At 66.2% G+C, this 20,839-nt stretch carries 18 protein-coding genes and 1 tRNA gene; 15 read left to right on the top strand and 4 right to left on the bottom strand.

What is annotated here, in order from left to right; all coding sequences use genetic code 11:
* Nucleotides 1-264 precede the first annotated feature (264 nt).
* The 12 genes from folP (at nt 265) to AC5P6S_RS07610 (ending at nt 12,112) form a co-directional block, all read left to right on the top strand.
* Nucleotides 265-1,161 carry a dihydropteroate synthase gene (gene folP / locus AC5P6S_RS07555; protein WP_005409017.1) on the top strand — a complete coding sequence of 299 codons (897 nt, stop codon included), beginning with the start codon at nt 265-267 and terminating at the stop codon, nt 1,159-1,161.
* Nucleotides 1,161-2,114 (top strand): tRNA (adenosine(37)-N6)-dimethylallyltransferase MiaA, encoded by a 954-nt coding sequence (gene miaA / locus AC5P6S_RS07560; RefSeq protein WP_099498270.1) that lies wholly within the window; start codon nt 1,161-1,163, stop codon nt 2,112-2,114. Before folP ends, miaA begins: the two co-directional genes overlap by 1 nt.
* A gap of 96 nt (nt 2,115-2,210) precedes the next feature.
* Nucleotides 2,211-2,486 carry an RNA chaperone Hfq gene (gene hfq, locus AC5P6S_RS07565; protein WP_004152891.1) on the top strand — a complete coding sequence of 92 codons (276 nt, stop codon included), beginning with the start codon at nt 2,211-2,213 and terminating at the stop codon, nt 2,484-2,486.
* Nucleotides 2,487-2,500: 14 nt separating this feature from the next.
* Nucleotides 2,501-3,811, top strand: a complete 1,311-nt coding sequence (gene hflX, locus AC5P6S_RS07570; RefSeq protein WP_005412934.1) for a ribosome rescue GTPase HflX — start codon at nt 2,501-2,503, stop codon at nt 3,809-3,811.
* A gap of 122 nt (nt 3,812-3,933) precedes the next feature.
* Nucleotides 3,934-4,428, top strand: a complete 495-nt coding sequence (locus AC5P6S_RS07575; protein WP_005409020.1) for a CinA family protein — start codon at nt 3,934-3,936, stop codon at nt 4,426-4,428.
* A gap of 34 nt (nt 4,429-4,462) precedes the next feature.
* Nucleotides 4,463-6,145, top strand: coding sequence for a 2-polyprenylphenol 6-hydroxylase (gene ubiB / locus AC5P6S_RS07580; RefSeq protein WP_032966029.1), 1,683 nt, complete (start codon nt 4,463-4,465; stop codon nt 6,143-6,145).
* 207 nt (nt 6,146-6,352) lie between these two features.
* Nucleotides 6,353-6,988, top strand: coding sequence for a transcriptional repressor LexA (gene lexA / locus AC5P6S_RS07585; protein WP_005412936.1), 636 nt, complete (start codon nt 6,353-6,355; stop codon nt 6,986-6,988).
* Between the two features lie 204 nt (nt 6,989-7,192).
* The gene (gene recA, locus AC5P6S_RS07590; protein ID WP_005412937.1) at nt 7,193-8,230 is read left to right on the top strand and encodes a recombinase RecA; all 1,038 of its coding nucleotides are present in this window, start codon (nt 7,193-7,195) and stop codon (nt 8,228-8,230) included.
* 110 nt (nt 8,231-8,340) lie between these two features.
* Nucleotides 8,341-8,832: a recombination regulator RecX gene (gene recX / locus AC5P6S_RS07595; RefSeq protein ID WP_005409024.1), complete on the top strand. Its 492-nt coding sequence runs from the start codon at nt 8,341-8,343 to the stop codon at nt 8,830-8,832.
* Nucleotides 8,833-8,941: 109 nt separating this feature from the next.
* The gene (gene alaS, locus AC5P6S_RS07600) at nt 8,942-11,590 is read left to right on the top strand and encodes an alanine--tRNA ligase (protein ID WP_005412938.1); all 2,649 of its coding nucleotides are present in this window, start codon (nt 8,942-8,944) and stop codon (nt 11,588-11,590) included.
* 147 nt (nt 11,591-11,737) lie between these two features.
* Complete coding sequence (csrA, locus tag AC5P6S_RS07605) at nt 11,738-11,941, top strand: carbon storage regulator CsrA (protein ID WP_004152909.1); 204 nt, start codon at nt 11,738-11,740, stop codon at nt 11,939-11,941.
* A gap of 78 nt (nt 11,942-12,019) precedes the next feature.
* Nucleotides 12,020-12,112 (top strand) — tRNA-Ser (locus AC5P6S_RS07610).
* A 74-nt stretch (nt 12,113-12,186) separates the two neighbouring features.
* Here the strand turns inward: AC5P6S_RS07610 and AC5P6S_RS07615 are convergent.
* The gene (locus tag AC5P6S_RS07615) at nt 12,187-12,648 is read right to left on the bottom strand and encodes a DUF4189 domain-containing protein (RefSeq protein WP_060381140.1); all 462 of its coding nucleotides are present in this window, start codon (nt 12,646-12,648) and stop codon (nt 12,187-12,189) included.
* A 121-nt stretch (nt 12,649-12,769) separates the two neighbouring features.
* Nucleotides 12,770-15,100, bottom strand: coding sequence for a TonB-dependent receptor domain-containing protein (locus tag AC5P6S_RS07620; protein WP_099498271.1), 2,331 nt, complete (start codon nt 15,098-15,100; stop codon nt 12,770-12,772).
* A 226-nt stretch (nt 15,101-15,326) separates the two neighbouring features.
* Between AC5P6S_RS07620 and AC5P6S_RS07625 the strand changes: the two genes are divergently transcribed.
* On the top strand, nt 15,327-15,809 hold the full coding sequence (locus tag AC5P6S_RS07625) for a hypothetical protein (protein WP_033834139.1): 483 nt from the start codon (nt 15,327-15,329) through the stop codon (nt 15,807-15,809).
* Between the two features lie 58 nt (nt 15,810-15,867).
* Here the strand turns inward: AC5P6S_RS07625 and aceE are convergent, their stop codons facing one another.
* Together aceE and AC5P6S_RS07635 are read right to left on the bottom strand one after the other, a co-directional pair.
* Nucleotides 15,868-18,540, bottom strand: coding sequence for a pyruvate dehydrogenase (acetyl-transferring), homodimeric type (aceE, locus tag AC5P6S_RS07630; protein WP_495204551.1), 2,673 nt, complete (start codon nt 18,538-18,540; stop codon nt 15,868-15,870).
* A 245-nt stretch (nt 18,541-18,785) separates the two neighbouring features.
* The gene (locus tag AC5P6S_RS07635) at nt 18,786-19,184 is read right to left on the bottom strand and encodes a hypothetical protein (RefSeq protein WP_043035001.1); all 399 of its coding nucleotides are present in this window, start codon (nt 19,182-19,184) and stop codon (nt 18,786-18,788) included.
* A 38-nt stretch (nt 19,185-19,222) separates the two neighbouring features.
* On the opposite strand from AC5P6S_RS07635, the gene AC5P6S_RS07640 reads away from it, so the two are divergent.
* Both AC5P6S_RS07640 and AC5P6S_RS07645 read left to right on the top strand, forming a co-directional pair.
* Complete coding sequence (locus AC5P6S_RS07640; RefSeq protein ID WP_005409031.1) at nt 19,223-19,738, top strand: RNA polymerase sigma factor; 516 nt, start codon at nt 19,223-19,225, stop codon at nt 19,736-19,738.
* A complete protein-coding gene (locus AC5P6S_RS07645) occupies nt 19,735-20,757 on the top strand; it encodes a FecR family protein (RefSeq protein ID WP_495204552.1) in 1,023 nt (340 codons plus the stop codon). Before AC5P6S_RS07640 ends, AC5P6S_RS07645 begins: the two co-directional genes overlap by 4 nt.
* The last annotated feature ends 82 nt before the right edge of the window (nt 20,758-20,839 follow it).

Genomic DNA, 20,839 nt, shown 5'->3' on the forward strand with positions numbered 1-20,839 from the left:
GGGCTGGTCCCTGCCTAAGGCCAGCCAGGGCGCAAGACCAAAGGCTGCCGGCCAGCGGCCGGCACTACCGTGCCCGTCTCATGGAGGGGCCAAGTCCCTCCATCAACACAGTTGCTACATGGACGTATTTACGGCGTCCCCCGCAACTGGACCCACCCCGCCATCCCACAGGAAACCCGCTGTTGCTGTTGCTCTGGCCTCTGCGGGTGCAGGGCGCCGCCCTGCCGAACTAAACTACCCGCCGTTGTCCCTGCAGGATTGCCCATGTTCGATACCTCGCCCCAGCTCGATTGCGCCGGCCGCATCCTGCGCCTCGACCGTGCCCGGGTCATGGGCATCGTCAACGTCACCCCGGACTCGTTCTCCGATGGCGGCGCGCACGACACCACCGAGGCCGCGGTCGCACATGGCCTCAAGCTGGTCGAGGAGGGCGCGGACCTGCTGGACATCGGCGGCGAATCGACCCGGCCGGGCGCTGCGCCGGTATCGGTGGAGGAGGAACTGCGCCGGGTGATTCCGGTGATCGAGCAGCTGGCCGCACGCACCCGGGTGCCGATCAGCATCGACACCTTCAAGCCGGAAGTGATGCGCGCGGCGGTGGCGGCTGGCGCCGGCATGATCAATGACATCTACGGACTGCGTCAGGAAGGGGCGCTGGACGCCGCCGCTGCAACCGGCGTGCCGGTGGTGCTGATGCACATGCAGGGCGAGCCAGGCCACATGCAGGCCGATCCACATTACGACGACGTGGTCGCCGAGGTGCACGGCTTCCTGGTCCAGCGCCTGTTCGCTGCCGAGATGGCGGGCATTTCGAAGAAGAACCTGCTGATCGATCTCGGTTTCGGTTTCGGCAAGACCACTGCCCACAACATGACCCTGCTGGCACGCTCCGAGCGGTTCCTGGAGCTGGGCGTGCCGATGCTGGCTGGCCTGTCGCGCAAGCGCAGCCTGGGCGAACTGACCGGTCGCGACACGCCGTCCGAGCGCGTGGCCGCCTCGGTGGCCGCGCACCTGATCGCGGTGCAGCGCGGCGCGCGCATCGTGCGCGTGCATGACGTGGCCGCCACCGTTGATGCACTGAAGATCTGGCAGGCAGTCGAGGCCGTGCCAACGCCGCGCGCCGACGCCACGCCGACGATCCGCTGGCCGGACGAAGACTGATGGGCATCGACCGGCGGCCACTGGCGATCGCCGTGATGGGGCCGACCGCCAGTGGCAAGACCGCCACCGCGATCGCCCTGGCGAAGCAGCTGGATGGCGAGATCGTCAGCGTCGATTCGGCGCTGGTCTACCGGCATCTGGATATCGGCTCGGCCAAGCCGGATGCGGCCGAGCGGGCGCAGGCGCCGCACCATCTGCTGGACCTGCGCGATCCGTGGCAGACCTATTCGGCGGCCGAGTTCGCCGCCGATGCCGGCCGCGTCGTGGCCGACATCGTGGCACGCGGCAAAACGCCGATCCTGGCAGGTGGCACGGGGCTGTACTTCCGGGCCCTGCTGCAGGGCCTGTCGCCGATGCCGGAGGCCGACCCGGTGATGCGCGAAGCACTCAGCACCGAGGCGGCCGAGCGGGGCTGGGCGACACTGCACGCAGAACTGGCCATGGTCGATCCAGCCGCAGCCGCACGTATCCATGCCACCGACCCGCAACGCATCCAGCGGGCGTTGGAGGTCTATCGCCTCACCGGCACGCCGATCAGTGAATGGCAGCGCCGGCCGGGCGTCGCGCCATTGCCGGTGCGCACCCTCAAGCTGATCCTCGCCCCGCGTGACCGCGCGGTACTGCACCAGCGCATCGAGGCGCGCTTCGACGCCATGCTGGCGCAGGGCTTCCTGGACGAGGTGCGGGCACTGCGTGCAATGCCGGAAATGGCCGCCGTGACGGCGCCGCTGGACCTGCCGGCGGTGCGCGCGGTTGGCTATCGCCAGGCCTGGGAATACCTGGACGGAGAGGGTGATGCCGCCCGTTTCCGTGACAAGGCAATCTTCGCCACCCGGCAGCTGGCCAAGCGCCAGCTGACCTGGCTGCGCGGCGAGCTTGATGCGCGCTGGTTCGACCCCCATGTCGATGGGGAGCGCCTGGCCGGCGCGGTGTCGACCTTCGTCGCACGCTGAACCCCCGCCAGCCGTGTAACATCATCGGTCGGCGGGCGGCTCGGGGGCCGTGGCAACCGTCGGCAACCCAATAAGAACAATAATCAGGAGTGTGCAATGTCCAAGGGGCAATCGCTGCAGGATCCTTTCTTGAACGCACTTCGGCGCGAGCGCGTGCCGGTTTCGGTGTACCTGGTCAACGGCATCAAGCTGCAGGGCACGATCGAGTCGTTCGACCAGTTCGTGGTCCTGCTGCGCAACACGGTCAGTCAGATGGTCTACAAGCACGCCATTTCCACGGTCGTTCCGGCACGCAACGTGAAGGTCGGTCCGGGCGGTGGTTACGTGCAGTCGGGTGAAGGTGGTCAGGCAGGTGATGAAGCAGACGAGTAAGACCGGAGCGGTGAATGTTTGACCGCTCGAAAAAGGGCGAACACGCCCTGTTGATCCAGCCCCATTTCGGCAAGCTGGAAGACGATGTGCTGGAAGAATTCGGTGATCTGGCCCGCTCGGCTGGGGCCAGCATCGCCGCGACGATCACTGCGCGCCTGGACCGACCGAATCCGTCGACCCTGATCGGCAGCGGCAAGCTGGACGAGATCAAGGCCGCGGCCGACGCCAGCGGTGCCGACCTGATCCTGGTCAACCATGCGTTGAGCCCGGGCCAGGAGCGCAACCTGGAACGGTTCCTGGAGCGCCGGGTGATCGACCGTACCGGCCTGATCCTGGATATCTTCGCCCAGCGTGCGCACAGCCACGAGGGCAAGCTGCAGGTCGAGCTGGCGCAGCTGCGGCATCTGGCCACGCGGCTGGTGCGCGGCTGGACCCACCTGGAGCGCCAGCGCGGTGGTTCGATCGGCCTGCGCGGCCCGGGTGAAACCCAGCTGGAAACCGACCGCCGTCTGCTGCAGAAGCGGGTCGAACAGCTGCAGAAACGCCTGGAAAAGGTGGAAGTGCAGCGCACCCAGATGCGCCGTGCGCGCGTGCGCAGCGAACTGCCGCGCGTGGCCCTGGTGGGCTACACCAACGCAGGCAAGTCGACCCTGTTCAACGCCATGACCGGCGCCGAGGCTTATGCCGCCGACCAGCTGTTCGCGACGCTGGACCCAACCGTGCGCCGCATTGCGGTGCCGGGGGGCAACGTGGTGCTGGCCGACACCGTCGGTTTCGTCCGCGACCTGCCACATGACCTGGTCGCCGCGTTCCGTTCGACCCTGTCCGAAGCGCGCGAGGCCGATTTCCTGCTGCACGTGGTCGACGCCGCCGATCCGCATCGCGAGGAGCGCATCGCCCAAGTCGACGAGGTGCTGACCGCGGTCGGTGCCGGCGACCTGCCGCAGCTGCTGGTGTTCAACAAGATCGACCGCATCGACGGTGCCGACGTCCGCCACGACGGCCAGGATGGCATCCCGGACGAATCGCGCCGCGAGCGGGTGTGGATTTCCGCACGCGACGGGCAGGGCCTGGAGCTGCTGCAGGCGGTGCTGGGCAAGCGCCTGGGCCTACAGCACGTCACCGGCGAACTGCGCCTGCCACCCGATGCCGGCCGCCTGCGCGCGCGCCTGCACCAGCTGGAAGTGATCCGCAGCGAGCAGGCCGATGAAGACGGCTGGCTGCTGCAGGTCGACCTGCCGATCGCCGAAGCCGAAAAGCTGGCCGCCAGTGCCGACGGCGCGCCGATCCGGGCGCTGCTGCCGGAGAAGCTGCCGGAGTGGTGAGGTAGCGGCCAATCCCCGGTAGTGCCGGCCGCTGGCCGGCAGCGCAGCCGCGCCGGAGGGCCGCGACATCCGCCTGTCATCTGCGGTACAACGTGCAGGTTCTTCACCCCACCGTCATGCCGATGTCCATTCCCACCGACGCCGACCTCAACGCCCAGTCCGCCGCGCTCGGGCAGCGCCTGCAGCAGGCTTCGCTGCAGCTGGTGACCGCTGAAAGCTGCAGTGGTGGCTGGATCGCCAAATGCATGACCGACATTGCCGGTTCCTCGGCGTTCTTCGACTGCGGCATGGTGGTCTACAGCTACGAGGCCAAGCAGCGCCTGCTGGGTGTGCGCGCGCAGACGCTGGAGCAGTTCGGTGCGGTCAGCCGCGAAACCGTGCTGGAGATGGTGTCCGGCGCACTGGTCAATTCCGGTGCCGGCATCGCCGTGGCGGTGACCGGCATCGCGGGTCCTGGCGGTGGCAGCCCGGACAAGCCGGTCGGCAGTGTCTGGATCGGCTGGAAGCGCCGCGGCGGCTACGCCCGCGCCGAACTGTTCCAGTTCGATGGCGACCGCGAAGCCATCCGCCGGCAAACCGTGGCGGCGGCATTGCGCGGTATCGACGCCCAGCTGTGACATGCTGCTCCGGTAATCGTCCGGAGCACGCATGATGTGGGAAACGCTGGGCACGGTCCGTGACCTGGGCCGACTGCAGGAAATCGCCGTCGTCCTGATCCGCTATGGCTTCGGCGACGTGGTGCGGCGCATCGGCCTGGCCAGCACATTGGAGCGGGCAGGGCGCCTCCTGCACTGGAACGAGGAGCGGCAGGAACTGTTGCGGATGACCGCACCGGTGCGCGTGCGCAGCGCGATGCAGGATCTCGGTCCCACTTTCGTCAAGCTCGGGCAGGTGCTGGCGACGCGCGTTGACCTGCTGCCGCCGGAATGGATCGCCGAGCTCTCCGAGCTGCAGAACGCAGTGCCGGCGCTGCCGTACGCGGATATCCGTGAGCAGCTCGAAGCCGACCTTGGCGCCTCGCCGACGCAGGTGTTCGCCTTCCTCGATGAAATCCCGATGGCCGCCGCTTCGTTGGCGCAGGCCCATCGCGCGCGCCTGCATGATGGTCGCGAGGTGGTGCTGAAGGTGCGGCGCCCCGGCATCCGCGATGTGGTCGAGGCCGACCTGCGTCTGCTGGCCCGCCTGGCCGAGATCGTTGAAGCGCGACTGCCGGACCTGCGTCGTTACCGCCCGGCCGAAGTCGTGCAGCAGTTCACCGTGTCGCTGCGCCGCGAACTGGATTTCGCTGCCGAATGCCGCAATGCCGAGCGCATCGCGCGCAACTTCAGCGGCCGTGACGACATACTGATTCCGAAGGTGCACTGGCAGTGGACCTGCGAAAGCCTGAACGTGCAGGACTTCGTCGACGGCATTCCCGGGCGTGACCTGGCTGGCGTCGATGCGGCGGGCCTGGACCGGCGCGAGCTGGCACGGCGTGGCGCCGGCATCGTGCTGAAGATGGTGCTGGAGGACGGCAGCTTCCACGCCGACCCGCACCCCGGCAACATCATCTACCTGCGTGACGGGCGCATCGGCGTGATCGATTTCGGCATGGTCGGCGCCTTGTCGGAAGTGCGGCGTTTCCAGGTGGCTCAGCTGCTGCACGGGCTGGTCGAGCAGGACCCGCAGGGCGTGGCCGACGTGCTGCTGGACTGGGCCGGCGGTGTTGAGGTGGACGAGAACCGGCTGCAGCACGACATCAGCCAGTTCGTAGATCAATACCGTGGCGTGCCGCTGAAGGACCTGCGCATCGGCCTGATGCTGGGCGACATCACCCAGCTGCTGCGCAGCTACAGCCTTACCCTGCCGGCTGACCTGGCGCTGATGATCAAGGCGTTCCTGACCCTGGAAGGCATGGGCCGGCAGCTGGACCCGGATTTCGACATGGCCAGTGCCGCGCGCCCGTTCCTGGAGCGGGTGGTGCTGCAGCGCTATGCGCCCAAGGCGCTGCTCAAGCGCGGCCGCCGCAGCCTGCTGGGCCTGGTCGACTTCGCCGGTGAGCTTCCCCGCGACCTGCGCAAGCTGGTGCAGGCGGCGCGCCGGGGACGCCTGCAGTTGAAGGTGGAAACCACGGCGCTGCAGGGCTTCGGCGAACAGGTGAACCGCGCAGCGAACCGGTTGGTGATGGGCATCGTCACTGCTGCGCTGATCATCGGTTCCTCGATCGTGATGCACAGCGTCGGCGGCGTCTCCAGCCGCTGGCTGCTGGCGCTGGGCGTCTGCGGCTTCATCGGCGCCGGCTTCTGCGGCGTGTGGATCCTGTTCTCGATATGGAGAAGCGGTAAACACACGTGAGTGTGTTTACCGCAGCGGTTCCCAACGGGAACCGCGGAATCGCTGCGCGATTCCTGTAGAGCCGACCGCTGGTCGGCTGCCTTTGCTCCTGGTGCCGGGCCATACCCGGCGACGCTTGCCGAGCATGCCTCGGCCCAACAGGCCCGCACCACTCCATGTCGTTTGCGGCACTTGCAGTCCCGGATATTAGTAGTAATACTACTAACCATGGACCTGACCGACACCCAGCAGGCGATCCTGCAGTTGATCGCCGAGCGTATCGAGAGCGAAGGCGCGCCGCCCTCGCAGACTGAAATCGCACGTGCGTTCGGCTTCAAGGGCGTGCGCGCGGCCCAGTACCACCTGGAAGCCCTGGAGCAGGCCGGTGCGATCCGTCGCATCCCGGGCCAGGCCCGCGGCATCCGCCTGGTGCAGGCGCCGCCGGTCGAGAAGCTGGCCGAGCCGGGCCTGCCCGACAGTGTGCTGCGCCTGCCGGTGCTGGGCCGGGTTGCGGCCGGCCTGCCGATCGGCGCCGACATCGGCTCGGACGATTTCGTGGTGCTGGACCGGGTGTTCTTCTCGCCCGCGCCGGACTACCTGCTGAAGGTGCAGGGCGATTCGATGATCGACGAGGGCATCTTCGACGGTGACCTGATCGGCGTGCACCGCACCCGCGACGCCCATTCCGGGCAGATCGTGGTGGCCCGCATCGATGACGAGATTACGGTCAAGCTGCTGAAGATCGCCAAGGATCGTATCCGCCTGCTGCCGCGCAATCCCGACTACAAGCCGATCGAGGTGCTGCCGGATCAGGACTTCGCGATCGAGGGCCTCTATTGCGGCCTGCTGCGGCCCAACCGTTGACCCGTTCCATAGCGCATTACCCCGCGGTCTTTTGTGGCGATTCTCTGGTTCCACTGAGGTTGGTACGGATGTCCGATAATTCTTTTCAGAGCGCCGGGCAGAATCTCAGCCTGTGCGATACGTCCGACTTAAAGTGAACCCATGGCAAAGAAGACCCCCAAAGACAGCACCTCCAACGACACGACCTCTGCAAGGACCAATCCGATGGACGAGAACAAGAAGCGCGCCCTCGCTGCAGCTCTGGGCCAGATCGAAAAGCAGTTCGGCAAGGGCTCGGTGATGCGCATGGGCGACCGCGTGGTCGAACCCGTCGAAGCCATCCCGACCGGTTCGCTGATGCTCGACATCGCGCTGGGCATTGGTGGTCTGCCGAAGGGCCGTGTCGTTGAGATCTACGGGCCGGAATCCTCGGGCAAGACCACCTTGACCCTGCAGGCCATCGCCGAATGCCAGAAGATGGGCGGTACCGCGGCCTTCATCGACGCCGAGCACGCGCTGGACCCGATCTACGCCGCCAAGCTGGGCGTGAACGTGGACGACCTGCTGCTGTCGCAGCCGGATACCGGTGAGCAGGCGCTGGAAATCGCCGACATGCTGGTCCGTTCGGGTTCGGTCGACATCCTGGTGATCGACTCGGTTGCCGCGCTAACCCCGAAGGCCGAAATCGAAGGCGAGATGGGCGACCAGCTGCCAGGCCTGCAGGCCCGCCTGATGAGCCAGGCGCTGCGCAAGCTGACCGGCAACATCAAGCGCTCCAACACCCTGGTGATCTTCATCAACCAGCTGCGCATGAAGATCGGCGTGATGATGCCGGGCCAGAGCCCGGAAACCACCACGGGTGGCAACGCGCTGAAGTTCTACGCCTCGGTCCGCCTGGACATCCGCCGTATCGGCGCGATCAAGAAGGGTGACGAGATCATCGGTAACCAGACCAAGATCAAGGTCGTCAAGAACAAGCTGGCACCTCCGTTCAAGCAGGTCATCACCGAGATCCTGTATGGCGAAGGCATCAGCCGTGAAGGCGAGCTGATCGACATGGGTGTGGATGCCAAGCTGGTCGAGAAGGCTGGCGCCTGGTACAGCTACGGTGAAGAACGCATTGGCCAGGGCAAGGACAACGCCCGCGGCTACCTGCGCGACAACCCGACTGTCGCCGCCAAGCTCGAGGCCGAGCTGCGCGAGAAATTCCAGCCGGCCGAAGCGGCCCGCGAGGAAGGCGACGACGAAGGCGAAGACGAATAAGGCTTGCTGTGGGGCAGGGTGGCGCCGTCAGTGACGTCGCCCTGTCCCGCAGGTTCGAATCGCCCAGGGATGGGCTGGGCGCCACGGATGGCGCCACCCTTGGAGTACCCATGTCCGACGCCGAAGACATTCCGACCGGCCGCAAGCGCCGGCCGCGTGAGCAGACCCCCGTGCAACGGGCACTGGGCCTGCTGGTCCGCCGCGAGCACTCGCGCAAGGAACTCACCCGCAAGCTGACCGCCCGTGGCATCGAAGACGAAGCCGCGCAGGCCGCTGTCGCCAAGTTGACCGAGGCCGGCTGGCAGGACGACACCCGTTTTGCCGAGAACCTGGTGAGGATGCGCGCCAACACCGGTTATGGGCCGATCCATGTCCGCGCCGAGCTGGGGACCCACGGCCTGGACAGTGCCGCGATTGCCGCAGCGATGGACAGCTACGAAGGCGACTGGCAGGAAAACGCCCGTGATCTGGTCCGCCGACGCTTTGGCGAGGCCGGCCCGCAGGACCTGACACAGCGGCGCAAGGCTGCCGATCTGCTGGCCCGGCGGGGCTTCGACGGCGACAGCATCCGCCGCGCGACCCGCTACGACCCGGATGACTGAGACTGGCGGCGCCGGGCCTGATACCCTTTAGGTTTTCGGCGGTCCCTCGCGACCCTGGCCAACGCGGCCGGTGGTCCGGGTCCGCCGGCCCGCAGACTGCCAGCCCCCAATGAACGCATCCGCCAAATTCACGACTTCCCAGATCCGCAGCGACTTCCTTGAATTCTTCAAGGGCAAAGGCCACACCATCGTGCCGTCGGCGCCGCTGGTGCCGGGCAATGATCCGACCCTGCTGTTCACCAACTCCGGCATGGTGCAGTTCAAGGACGTGTTCCTTGGCGCGGAAAAGCGCAGCTACGTGCGCGCGGCCGACGTCCAGCGCTGCCTGCGCGCGGGCGGCAAGCACAACGACCTCGACCAGGTCGGCTACACCGCGCGCCACCACACTTTCTTCGAAATGCTGGGCAACTGGTCGTTCGGCGACTACTTCAAGAAGGACGCGATCGCCTGGGCCTGGGAACTGCTGACCCAGGTCTGGAAGCTGCCGGCCGAACGCCTGCTGGTCACCGTCTACCAGACCGATGACGAAGCCTACGCGCTGTGGCGCGACATGGTCGGCGTGCCGGAAGAGCGCATCGTGCGCATCGGCGACAACAAGGGCGCACCGTTTGCCTCGGACAACTTCTGGCAGATGGCCGACACCGGCCCGTGCGGCCCGTGCACCGAGATCTTCTACGACCACGGTGACCATATTGCCGGTGGCCCCCCGGGTTCCCCGGATGAAGACGGCGACCGCTTCATCGAAATCTGGAACCTGGTGTTCATGCAGTTCGACCGCCAGCCCGACGGCACCCTGGTGCCACTGCCGGCGCCGTGCGTGGATACCGGCATGGGCCTGGAGCGCCTGGCGGCGATCCTGCAGCACGTGCACACCAACTATGAGATCGACCTGTTCCAGGCGCTGATCCGCAAGGCCTCCGAGCTGACCGGCACCGCCGACCTGGAAAACAAGTCGCTGCGCGTGATCGCCGACCACATCCGTGCCTGTTCGTTCCTGATCGTCGATGGCGTGCTGCCGTCCAACGAAGGCCGCGGTTACGTGCTGCGCCGTATCATCCGCCGCGCACTGCGCCACGGCTGGATGCTGGGCGTGCGCCAGCCGTTCTTCAGCAAGCTGGTGCCGACCCTGGTCGAGCAGATGGGCGAAGCCTATCCGGAACTGCCGGCTGCGGTGGACACCGTCACCCGTGCGCTGCAGGCCGAAGAAGAGCGTTTCGCCGAAACCCTCGATGCCGGCATGAAGATCTTCGAGGACGTCGCGGGCAAGGCCAGCAATGGCGTGATCCCGGGCGTTGACGCCTTCCGCCTGTACGACACCTATGGTTTCCCGCTCGACCTGACCCAGGACATCGCCCGCGAGCGCGACCTGACCGTCGACATTGCCGGCTTCGATGCCGCGATGGAGCAGCAGCGCGAGACCGCGCGCGCGGCCGGCAAGTTCGGTGGTGGCGTGACCCTGCCCGCCGAGCTGGTGGCGACCCTGAGCCCGACCCTGTTCCTGGGCTACGACCGCCTGCAGGCTGACGGCCTGACCGTGCTGGCCCTGCTCAAGGACGGCCGTCCGGTGCAGTCGGCCGATGCCGGTGACGCAGTCATCGTCATCACCAACCAGACCCCGTTCTACGCCGAGTCCGGCGGCCAGGTCGGTGACACCGGCGTACTGACCGGCAACGGCGTGCGCCTGGCGGTGGACGACACCCAGAAGTTCGCCGGCCAGTTCCATGGCCATGTCGGCACCCTGTCCGAAGGCGGCCTGAAGGTCGGCGACGTGCTCTCCGGCCAGGTCGATGGCGAGCGCCGTGGCGCCACCATCCTCAACCACTCGGCCACCCACCTGCTGCACGCCGCCCTGCGCGAAGTGCTGGGCAGCCACGTGCAGCAGAAGGGCTCGCTGGTCGCTCCGGACCGCCTGCGTTTCGACTTCTCGCACTTCCAGCCGATCAGCGCGGAAGAGCTTGCCGTGATCGAGCGCAAGGTCAACCAGCAGGTGCGCGCCAACAACGCCGCCGAAGTACACAACATGGGCATGCAGGAAGCGCTGGACTTCGGCGCGATGGCCCTGTTCGGCGAGAAGTACGGCGAGCACGTGCGCGTGTTGAAGATGGGTGACTACTCCACCGAGCTGTGCGGTGGTACCCACGTCAACCGTACCGGTGACATCGGCCTGTTCAAGATCACCTCCGAGGGCGGCGTCTCCGCGGGCGTGCGCCGCATCGAGGCTGTTACCGGCCAGGGTGCGCTGGATTACGTGGACGCCGAAGAGGCCCGCCTGGCCGAGGCCGCTGAACTGCTCGGTGGCAGCGCTGCCGACGTGGTCGAGAAGATCCGTGCCCTCGGCCAGCGCCAGAAGCAGCTGGAGCGCGAACTGGAGGCCGTGAAGGCCAAGGTCGCCGCCGGTGCCACGGCCGATCTGTCCGGCCAGGCCGTCGAGGTTGCTGGCGTGAAGGTACTGGCTGCCCGCCTGGAGGGCTTCGACGCCAAGGCCCTGCGTGACGCCATGGACCGTCTCAAGCAGCAGCTGGGCGACGCGGTGATCGTGCTGGCCGGCGCCCAGGACGGCAAGGCCGCCCTGGTCGCGGGTGTGAACGGCAGTGCAATGGGCAAGGTCAAGGCCGGGGAACTGTTGTCCCATATCGCCAGTCAGATCGGGGGCAAGGGCGGCGGACGCCCGGACCTCGCCCAGGGTGGTGGCGAGGACGGGCCCGCCCTTGCCACTGCGCTGGCTGCAGTCGTCGAATGGGTCAGCCCCCGCCTGTGATGAACCTGGCCGTCCCCCTCCTTGTAGGAGCGGGACGGCTGACGGTACCATTGCGAATCTTTTCCCTTTGTCGTGGTAGCGCTTCTTGACGGAGCGTCAAGCCGGTGGGGGATACCCTTCCACACGGTTCCATGGAGACTTACAAAAATGTTGATCCTGACTCGCCGCGTCGGCGAAACCCTGATGATCGGAGACTCGGTGAGCGTCACCGTGCTTGGCGTCAAGGGTAACCAGGTGCGTATCGGCATCACCGCGCCGAAGGACGTTGCTGTGCATCGCGAAGAGATCTATCAGCGCATCCAGCGCGGTGACGAAGCCGGTGGCACCGGTAGTGAAAATTCTGCCGAATAACGCTTTACCTTCGCACTCGATTAACGTTATGATTCACGCCCCGCTGAGGTGCAACGCACCAGACGCGGAGAAAACCCCGGAGTGATGCCCGAGTGGCCGAAGGGGCTCCCCTGCTAAGGGAGTATAGGGTCAAAAGCTCTATCGAGGGTTCGAATCCCTCTCACTCCGCCAGATACAAAGAAGCGCCTGCAGATCCTCGATCTGCAGGCGTTTTTCTTTATCCGACACTCGCAGCGTGGAGCTGACTATCCTGGCTGATCGGTGCGGGAGGCAGGCGTTGGCATGGGCGCGGGGGTCATCGCCGGTGCCGGAGCGGGTGTACCCGGCAGCTGTGGCGGTTCAATGTGGCGAGGTGGAATTTCCCGCCACAGCAACGCAAGCGTGCAGTCGTTGGCACGTTCCCTGCACATTCTTTCGGCCTTCCGCTGCGCGGCGTCCGCCGTCTTCTCACCCAGTGCAAAGCCCAACGCGATCGTGCCGGTCGCTATGGCCGAATAGCCTTCGCTGGTGGTGCTGGCGAACTGACCGCAATTGCGCGATCGCGCTGCGCAGTAGTGCAGCGACTGCTGCATCGCAGTGGTGAGGGAAGACTGGTTCATCGAATAGCCGTAGCGGCCATCCTTGTCGTAGGTGATCGCAGACGCAGCACTTGCGGCTGATGAAACGGACAACAACAGCGCCAGTGAAACCGCATGCTTCCAGTTCATCACGCTCTCCTCTTTTGCCGATGGTGAATCAACCGGTGCGTGTGGCGCAACCACGCAGGGGGGGCGGGGGAGAACGCCTGCAGGCCATTTGCCCGCAGGCGCGTACCGACGCGTTCGATCCTCAGAGCTTCACCGTCACGCCCACCTGGAAACCGCGCCCGGGCAGCGGCGCGATGTACTTCAGCGGCGAGTTGTGCGGCCGTGCTTCTTGATTGAGCAGGTTGCTGCCGTTGACGAACACCTCCATGCCGGCGATGTAGCTGTTGCGTACCGGCAGCTCACGGCTGACCTGCAGGTCGACCAGGTTGAATGCATCCAGCGGCACTTCCTCGCTCACGTTGTGGTCGAGGTACTTCTGCGTGTCGTAGTAGGTGCTGGACAGCCGCGCCTTCCAGCCCTCGCGCTGCCACTGCAGGGTGGCACCGTAGCGGTTGGTCGGCATGTTCGGCAGGTACTCGCCGTCATTGTGGGCACGCAACGAATCGGGGCGGTCGGCCTTGTTCTTCACCAGGTCGGCGAAGGCGGACAGGTTCAACGTGCCGTAGCGGCCCAGGTCCAATGCCTGCGAGGCATCGATCTCGAAGCCCTTCACCGTGGTGTCGGTCTGCTTCCAGTACTTCAGCGGCAGGCGGTTGGCGGTCTGCATGCCCGAGTAACCCAGGTACAGATAGTTCTCGTACTTCATCCGGTACGCGGTGGCCGACAGTTCGAAACCACCGAGGTGGAACAGGCCGGTCAGTTCCAGGTTCTTCGCGCGTTCCGGCTCGAGGTTCTGGTTGCCTTCTTCCTGGGTCATCACCGAATAGTGAGCATTGCTCGCATACAACTCGTTGATCTCCGGTGCGCGCTGCGAAGACGAGTAGCGCACCTTGGCGGCGAACAACGGACCGAGCTCGACATACGATCCCAGGCTGTAGCTGTTGAGCCGGTAGTCGCGGTCCTGCAGTTTCGCGTTGGCGGCATTGCGCGCGGTCTTGAAGCGGCTTGGTTGCAGGTCATGGTCAACGCGCTCGTGGCGCACGCCAGCGTCGAAACTGGCCCAGCCGAAGTCCAGCGTCTCCTTCAGGAACACCGCGTTGCTGCGGGTGTCGACGTCAGGCAGGTAGCGCAGCGAGCCACTGCCGGTGACATCACGCGACTGGTGGCTGAAACCCAGCATGCCGCTGAGCGGACCGACGCGCTGATGGCTGAGCAGCAGCTCGGCCTGGGTGCTCTCGAAATCGTAGTCGTTGGCGCGGGTGGCACCCAGCCGCTCGCCCGAGGTGTTGTCCAGCTTGGAAACGCGCAGTTCGGCGCGCTCGAACCACGGCAGCGGATCGCGCAGCAGGGCTTCCAGTGCATAGCGTTCCTGCTTGATCACCACCCCCACCGGCAGCCCGTTGGCATAGTTGGAACCGAACGACAGGTTCTGCATCGAGAACCCCGGCACGCCGTACTCGCTGTCCTTGGCATCGATGCTGATACCCACGTAACCACGGTCGAAGAACAGGGTCGACCCGAGCGCCACCTGCGAATTTCTCGCGTAGCTGTTGCCCAACCGGTGATGGTAATCGGGCGTCACGTCGTTGTTGATCTGCTTCTGCACGTACGACGGCGTGCCAGCGACATAGGCAGGATTGACCGGATTGATGTAGGTGCGGCGCTGCCAGACCGAAGTCGGATTGTTGGTGTAGAAGGAGAAATCGCCGTCGGCCCAGTCCGGGTTTTCGGTCATGAACTGGTCGATGTAGGGCTGCGACGCCTTGTTGTAGATCTGCTGCACGCGCGCTTCCTTCTGGCAGCTGTCGGCCAGCGCAGAGTTCACGCCACCGGTCGGCGGGAACAGGCGCGTGTTGCAGACACTGGCCTTGCTGTTGCCGGGGATGTCGTAGTGCGAGATGCGCTGACGCGAGACCTGCAGGTTGGTCGAGAAGTTGCGCTGGTTGTTGAAGTTCATGCGGAAGCCCTGCGCGTCGGCGGCGTTGAAGCCCTTGCGCAGGACCAGTTCCATCGACTGGTCCTTGTCTTCCATGCTGCGCGAGATCAGGCCCGAATCGATCTCCACGCTGCCGCCGATCGCATTGCCGCCGTAGCGCACGGTGTCGGAAGACTTGTTGACGGTGACACTGCGTACGAACAGCGGATCGAACGGGATGTTGATGTCGCCGCTGATCGCGTTCATCCCGAGGATGGACTGGCCGTCCTGCAGGATCTGCACGCGGTTGCCGCTGAGGCTGCGGATGACCGGGGCACCCGCGTTCGGCCCGAAAGCACTGTTCTGCACGCCGGAGACGTGTTCGAGCAGGCCGCCCAGGGTGCGGTTCTGCGCCTGTGGGTTGTCGACGGTGACCCGGCTGTCGATACGGGAGGGCTGGCTGGCCTGGACCTGGAGGGTGGGGAGGGTGGGTTCGTCCGCGGCCTGGGCGCTGTGGACGGCGAACAGAAGGGCGGTAGCAAGGAGATGGCGACGCATGGCACGGTCCGTGAAATTGACGTGAAATGTTATAACGTAACTATTCAGGTCAACAAGAGCGGAAACCGCCTCGATTCAATGGGGCAGGGTGCTTTTGCCTCTCGGGATGGGACGGAGTCTCCCTCGTTCAGCGCACCGCCTTGCGCGTGCTGCTGGCGACCGGCACGATCTGGGCACTGCCCCGCAACGCCCCACGCAGAGCTTCCTCATTCGAACGGAGCCCCGTATGAAGCTGTTGTCCGCTGTGTTGTTGTCTGCGCTTTCGCTCTCCGCCGTTCCGGCGCTGGCGGTGGAAGCTTCGCCCTCACCGCTGCTGGGGCGCTGGTCGCTGGATATCGCCACGTCTGCGTTACCCGAAGCACAGCGCCCGAAGCAGGTGGTGCTGGAGTTCAAGGACGCCGGTGCGGGGCGGTGGAGTTCACACGTCGACATCGTCCTGCACGACGGCAAGACGATGAAATCCGACGGCACGTTGGCGCTGGACGGTACGCCCGGGCCCTTGTCCGGCACCTACGGCGCGGACAAGGCCAACCTGAAACTGCCGGCGCCGAATACCCTGGTGATGCAGCTGGTGGACCATGGCACGCCGGCCTCCACCCGCATCTATACCGTGGCGGCGGACCGTACGACGATGACCGAGACCAAGGCGTTCTACGGCCACGACGGCACGCCGATCCTGCAGACCAACCTGTTCAAGCGGATACCGTAGCGGCGCCGCCTGCGCCATGCCCACGGGGAGGGAATCCGCGGGCATGGCACCGGCAGCCTTACACCGAGGCCGGGTCGCGCTTGCCGGTGTCGATGCCGTACTTGTCGATGGCCTCCTGCATCCGCGAGCGCTCGATGCGGCCTTCGTCGGCCAGCGACTTCAGGGCGGCCAGCACGATGAAGTGGCGATCCACTTCGAAGAACGTGCGCAGCGACTCACGCGTGTCGGAACGGCCGAAGCCATCGGTACCGAGTGCGATGAAGCGGCGGTCGTTGATGAAGGGACGGATCTGGTCGCCGACGATCTTCATGTAGTCGGTGGCCACCACCACCGGGCCATCATGGCCCTGCAGGCACTCCTGCACGTAGGGTACGCGCGGTTCCTCAGCCGGGTGCAGCAGGTTCCAGCGTTCGGCGGCCAGGCCATCGCGGCGCAGTTCGGTCAGGCTGGTCGCGCTCCACACATCGCTGGCGATGCCGAAGTCCTGCTGCAGCAGTTCTGCCGCAGCTTCCACCTCGCGCAGGATCGAGCCTGCGCCCATCAGCTGCACGCGTGGATGCGAGGCGGCATCGGCGGCTGCCGGACGCAGCAGGTAGAGGCCCTTCAGGATGCCGGCCTCGGCGCCTTCGGGCAGTGCCGGCTGCGGGTAGTTCTCGTTGAGTACGGTGATGTAGTAGTAGATGTCTTCCTGGTCGACATACATGCGGCGCAGGCCGTCATGGATGATCACCGCCAGCTCGTAGTTGTAGGTCGGGTCGTAGGACACGCAGCTGGGAATCACCGACGACAGCACGTGGCTGTGGCCGTCATCGTGCTGCAGGCCTTCGCCCATCAGCGTGGTGCGGCCCGACGTGGCACCGAGCAGGAAGCCGCGGGTACGCGCATCGGCAGCGGCCCAGGCCAGGTCTCCGACGCGCTGCAGGCCGAACATCGAATAGAAGATGTAGAACGGGATCGTGGCCAGGCCGTGGTTGCTGTAGGCGGTACCGGCGGCGATCCACGAACAGATCGCACCGGATTCATTGATGCCTTCCTGCAGGATCTGGCCGTCCTTGGCTTCCTTGTAATAGCTCAGCTGGCCGGCGTCCTGCGGGGTGTACAGCTGACCCAGGTAGGAGTGGATGCCGATCTGGCGGAACAGGCCTTCCATGCCGAAGGTGCGCGATTCATCGGGCACGATCGGAATCACCAGCTTGCCCAGTTCCGGGTCCTTCAGCAGGCTGGTGAGGATGCGCACGAAGCCCATGGTGGTGGACTGACCGCGATCGCCGCTGCCCTGCAGCTGGGTGTTGAAGATCGACAGCGGCGGCAGCGGCAGCGGATCGACCTTGGCCAGGCGCGCCGGCAGCTGCCCGCCCTGGATGCGGCGGCGCTCGGCGAAGTAGACCGCTTCGGCGCTGCCCGGTTCCGGGCGCAGATAGGGCATCTCCTCCAGCTGCTCGTCGCTGACCGGCAGGTTGAAGCGGTCACGGAAGGCGCGCACCGCGTCGGCGCTCATCTTCTTCAGCTGGTGGTTGATGTTCTGGCCTTCGCCGGCTTCGCCCATGCCGAAACCCTTGACCGTCTTGGCCAGGATCACCGTCGGCCGGCCGCTGGTGTTCACCGCCTGCTGGTAGGCGGCGTACACCTTCTGCGGATCGTGGCCACCACGTGCCAGCGCCCAGATGTCGTCGTCGCTCATGTGCGCGACCAGCTCCAGCAGCTCCGGGTAGCGGCCGAAGAAATGCTCGCGCACGTAGGCGCCGCTCTGCGACTTGAAGGTCTGGTAGTCACCATCCACGCATTCCATCATGCGCTGGCGCAGCAGGCCGCTGTGGTCGCGGGCCAGCAGGTCGTCCCAGCCATTGCCCCAGATCAGCTTGATCACGTTCCAGCCGGCCGCGCGGAAGGTGCCTTCCAGTTCCTGGATGACCTTGGCGTTGCCGCGTACCGGCCCGTCCAGGCGCTGCAGGTTGCAGTTGACCACGAACACGATGTTGTCCAGCCGCTCGCGGCCGGCCAGGGAAATTGCCGCCAGCGATTCGGGCTGGTCCATCTCGCCGTCGCCGAGGAAGGCCCAGACCTTGCGGCCCTGGTGTTCTTTCAGGCCGCGGTATTCCAGGTAGCGCATGTAGCGCGCCTGGTAGGCGGCGGTCAGCGGGCCCAGCCCCATCGACACGGTGGGGAACTGCCAGAACTCCGGCATCAGGCGCGGGTGCGGATACGAGGACAGGCCTTCGCGGCCGGCTTCGCGGCGGAAGTTGTCCATCCGTGCCGGATCGATGCGGCCTTCCACGTACGCGCGGCCGTAGATCCCCGGCGCGGAGTGGCCCTGGATGTAGATCATGTCGCCGTCGAAGGTGTCAGTACGGCCACGGAAGAAATGATCGAAGCCCACGTCGTACAGCACTGCCGCCGACTGGTAGGTGGCGATGTGGCCGCCGACGTTGGAATGCTTGCCGGCACGCAGCACCATCACCATCGCGTTCCAGCGGATCATTGCGTTCAGGCGGCGCTCGATGGCCAGGTCACCCGGGTAGGCCGGCTGGCGCTCGGGCGGGATGGTGTTGACGTAGGCGGTCCAGGCACGGGTATGCAGTTCGCCGTGTTGCCGGGCGTCCAGATCGCTGAGCTGGTCGATCAGGTAGTGCGCGCGCGGCCGGCCGCCGGCCTGCATCACCGCCTCCAGCGATTCACGCCACTCCTGGGTTTCCAGTGGATCGGTATCGAAGGGAATGAGGGCTTGGTTCATGGCTGTCTCCAGAGGGCGCCGGTCGGACGTCTGCCTGGGCGACAACACCGGCAGGGCGCACGGCACTGGAGCGGGGTCGCAACGGCGGGCGCCGTGACGCGAAGGGCGACCGTGGCGGCCACCGAGAAGACAAGCGTAGGCCTGCCCCCCACGCTTCGGTAGGCGGGCGGGGCTTGGGTCTCTGGCAAGCAAGGGTTGGTGCCGCGCGCCGTATCATGGGCCGATGCGCTGGGCGCGGCCGCTGATCAGGCCGGGGACAGCCCCGGCAGGAACACCGGGATGATCGCCACGCCGACGCCCAGCAGGCACCAGGCGACGATGGGCAACCAGCGCGCCAGGCGTTGGGCGGGTTCCGGTGCACGACGACCGCCGATCCACAACAGCAGCGTGAGCACACCCAGCGCATAGGCGAGGACGACGATCACCGGATGCACATGGATGACCCGGCTGGGCGGCCACATCTGCTGCTGGTAGGCGGTGGTGTGGGCGACCAGCAGCAGGAACAGCAGGCTGCTGAGGGTGTTGATGGCGGTGCGTGCGTTGATGGGAGCACTCCTTGTGCGGGCTGCCGGGACATTGCAGGGGCCGCATTCTAGCGGCTGCCTGCCGGTCGTTGAAACGCCACTGTCATCGATGGCGGTCACCCTGCGGGGCTTTCCAGCCTCGGGGTGGTTGGCCGGCCGTGAACAGCGTGAGGATCTGGGAGAAGAGCTACGAACTGCGGCGCCGGCTGCTGCGTGGCTTCTTCCTGCGTCGCGGTTCGGCCAGCGAGGATGCCGAAGACCTGGCGCAGGAGGTCTACCTGCGCCTGCTGCGCAGCACCGGCGAGGATGCCGATGCGGTCGAGAACCCGGAAGCCTACCTGTTCACCGTGGCGGCCAACCTGGCGCGCGAGCATGCGCGCGCGCGGTCGTCGCTGCCGCCGCTGGAAGACGTCGACCTGCTGGCCGAAGTGCTGAAAAGCGAAGAAGACATCGAAGGTGAATTCGAGCGTGCGCAGCGCTGGAACGATATCCGCAGCACCATCGCACGACTGCCGGCGACCACGCGGCGGGTGATGGAACTGCACTACCGCGACGGGCTGGACTGCCCGCGAATCAGCCAGCAGCTGCAGGTGTCGGTGCACATGGTGCGCAAGCACATCGGCAAGGGGCTGGAGGCCTGCAGGAAGGCGCTGGGCGCCAGGGAGCTCACATGAACCGGACCTCATCGCCCGTGGCCGACGACACGATCGCCTGCGAGGCCATGGACTGGTTCCTGCGCAATCGCGAGGGGCCATTGGATGAGGCCGGGCGCCTCGCGTTCCTGGACTGGATGAAGCGCTCGCCGGAGCACGTGCGCGCCTACATGCACGCCCTTGCCTTGCACCGGCAGGTGGGCGAGGCGCTGCAATCGCCGTTGCCTGACGACGCGGCGGTTCCACCGCGGCAGGTCGCCGCCAAGGTGGTGCCGCTGTTCGGTAGCGTGCACGCGCCGCCGCGCGCTGTGCCGCATCGCGGTCGTGCGCGCTGGTGGGTGGCGGCTGCCGCAGCCTGTATCACCCTGCTCGGCGTGGGCCTGGTTCCGCAGGTGATGCCCACCGAGCAGCTTTACAGTGCCGGACAGGGTGAACTTCGCGACCTGGTGCTGCCCGACCAGACCCAGGTGCGGCTCAACGCGGACAGCCGCCTGCGGGTACGCATGGGCTGGTTCAGCCGCAAGGTGGAGCTGCTGCAGGGTGAGGCCACATTCGACATCGCCCGCGACCGCCGTCCGTTCGAGGTGGCGGTGAACGGCCTGGAGATCCGCGACATCGGCACGGTGTTCGATGTGTCGCGACGGCTGCAGAGCACACGCATCGGCGTGGTCTCCGGCGAGGTGGAGGTATGGAGCCTGGGTGTGGACCCCCGGCGTCTTGCGCAACTGGGCGAAGGCCGGGTGGTGCAGGTCGACGCGCGCAGCCATGCGGTCGAGTCATTGGACCTGCCATTGTCGATGCTGCTGGACTGGCAGCAGCGCAAGGTGTCCTTCCTGGATGAGCGGCTGGACGAGGTGGCCGCTGCCTTCAACCGGCACAACCAGGTGCAGGTACGCGTGCTGGACGAAGGTGCGGCATCGGCACGGTTGTCCGGCAGCCTCGATGCGCATCGCATCGGTGCGCTGCAGGCCTTCCTCGAACGCGACCCGCGCTTCGTGGTGAGGCGCGAAGGCGACACCGTGCGGGTTGGCAGCCGCTGAGGCCCGTGCGGTCGTGGACTGTCAGAAAAAATTCATCGAATCCGCGTTCTCCACTTCGGTGGATGCCGGCTCTTACTTGGGA

Source organism: Stenotrophomonas sp. YJH_SMC_119, assembly GCF_059368315.1.